A 2226-nucleotide genomic window follows, 5' to 3' on the forward strand; every position below is an offset into this window, starting at 1 on the left:
CTTGTCGACCTCGAGGGTGACGACCGGCAGGGTCTCGAAGGACTGCCGTGTGGTGCCGGCAGCCGCAGCGTCCGGCAGGTCGGTGCGGTCCTTGGTGACGACGTTGACGCGCACCGTACCGCCGTCGGCGGTCTCGTCGTACAGCGGCGGGTCGATGGGGTCGCCCTCGGCCACCGCTGCCACTGCCGCTTCCGCTGCTGCCGTAGTGGTGGTGGTGAGTGTGACGGCGGCGTGGGCCGGAACCGCGCCGATGGCCGCGGTCATCATCACGGTGACCACCGCTGCCCATATGGGTCTCTTCAATGCTGCTCCAACGGCAAACGGGCGTGGCTCGGCCCGGAAGGGTCTGTGGGAAAGGAAAGGCAGGTGCGGGGAGGGGGGCCGGGTGGCGTGGGGCTCTGCCACCCGGCCCTGTCGTCCTGTCAGGCTTGATCGGCTTGCTCTGCCGGGGTGTTGTGCCTGATCAGGTGGCGTTGGCGCCGTTGACGGGCCTGCCCTTGAGGCCGACGGCCTTGTAGTAGGCGTAGGCGAAGGTCCGGCAGGCGGGCCGCCTGGTGATGAAGTAGGCCTTGCAGCTGTAGGTCTTCATCGTGGTGTGGAACGCGTTGTCCACGGCCGCCTTCTTGCTGCGGTCGAGGTAGTAGCGGTAGCCCTTGTAGGTGTTGCCGATCAGGCCGTAGCCGTAGTCGTGCATGTCGCACGCGGTACGGAAGTTGAAGCCGCCCGGCCTGCTCACGTTCGGGCCCGGGGTGCTGCAGCCGTCGTTGTTGATGCCCACGACCCAGTGCTTGGTCGGGGTCTGCTTCCACAGGGGCTTGTGCCAGCCGTAGTGCGCCGCCCAGGCCGCGCAGCCGCTCTCCAAATACCACAGCCAGTCCGTGGCACGGTTGCAGTGACGGGGGTAGGCCTGCGGGTCGGAGATCTCACCCGTGGTGAAATCCGTCGCCGGCGGGGTCGTCACACCGCTGTCGGTGATGCCGGACGCACCCGAGAACACCGACTGCGAGGTCGGGCGGGCGGGACCGACCGCCTCCACGTTCGGCGCCACCGCGTCCCCCGGGAAACTCAGGTCCCATGTCCCGTTGGACGGGGAGGCGACATCCGAGACCCGGCCGGTGGTGTCGTAGTCGTAGGAGGAGACCGTGTCGGTGCCCTCGACGGGGTTGGCGACCGACCGCAGCAGCCCGGTGGTGTCGTAGGCGTAGCGGGCCAGGGTCTGGGTGGTGGCACCGGTGGTGACGGTGATCTCCTTGACCCGGCCCGCGTACTCACCCGCGGCAGCGGCGGTCGCGGTCGTCGCGGCGGAGTACTTCACCGTCACCGACTGCTCGGGCGTCTCCCCGGCAGCCGCCTCCTTGATGGTGGCGATGCGGCCCTTGGTGTCGTAGCCGGCGGAGGACAGGACACCGTCGGCGACGTTGCCGACCCCGGTCACCCGCCACGAGTCCGTGCCGGTGACGGCCTGCTTCCACGTGTAGGTGGGGGTCAGCGTGTCCACGCCCAGAGGAGCGGCGGCGTCCGCGTCACCGCCCGCCTCGACATCCGTGTCGGCGGTGACCGCGCCCGGCGTGAGGGTCTCCACGATCGTGGAGACGAGCTTCCCGCTCGCCTCGTCGAAGCGGGTGGTGTCGGTGAGCTTGTCGCCCGCCGCACTCGCGTAGCGGCGCACTCCGCCACCGCTGGGGAAGTCGACGCTGCTGGTGAGGGTGTAGGTCAGCGGGACGTTCTCCTCCAGGTCGGTGACGACGACGGAGTCCGCTTTCTGCTCCAGTTTCCGGTTGAGCTGGCCGCCCAGGAACTCCGCCTCCCAGCCGGGGCCGAAGACGCCCATGTCGGGGCGGGAGGCGGGCGCGGACTGCGGCGTGGCGACGCCCCCGGCCGGGCCGCTCACGGTGTGGCTGCGGCTCATCAGACCGTCCGCGACGTCCGTCTCGTAGATTTCGAAGGACCGCTCCGCCGCCGAGTACAGGCCCGGCCCGACCTGCTGGAGGTCGCCCTCCGCCAGCGGCGGATCAGCCGTCGCGGCAGCGGCACCGAGTGTGGCGCCGGCGGGAGCGGCGCCGGCCATCCCTTGCGGCACCAATAGGGACAAAGACAACGCGGCAAATACAGGCAGCGCAATTCTGCGCACGAGTTCCCCCCGTGTGGAAATGGTGTGAGTTCCGAATGAACGCTGTGGACAGTAGGTCACTCCGGATCGCTTTAACAACCCTCAGAAGCGGAACC

1 protein-coding gene and 1 pseudogene are annotated in these 2226 nt (G+C 69.2%); both read right to left on the reverse strand.

Going from position 1 to position 2226, the window contains the following annotated elements; all coding sequences use genetic code 11:
- Positions 1-303 (reverse strand): annotated as a pseudogene (locus tag PV396_RS44865) (peptidase S8); the annotation flags it as partial.
- A 160-nt stretch (positions 304-463) separates the two neighbouring features.
- Complete coding sequence (locus PV396_RS44870; protein ID WP_319214163.1) at positions 464-2068, reverse strand: phospholipase A2; 1605 nt, start codon at positions 2066-2068, stop codon at positions 464-466.
- Between the last annotated feature and the right edge of the window lie 158 nt (positions 2069-2226).

Source organism: Streptomyces sp. ME02-8801-2C (genome assembly GCF_033793965.1).
Taxonomy (GTDB): Bacteria; Actinomycetota; Actinomycetes; order Streptomycetales; family Streptomycetaceae; genus Streptomyces.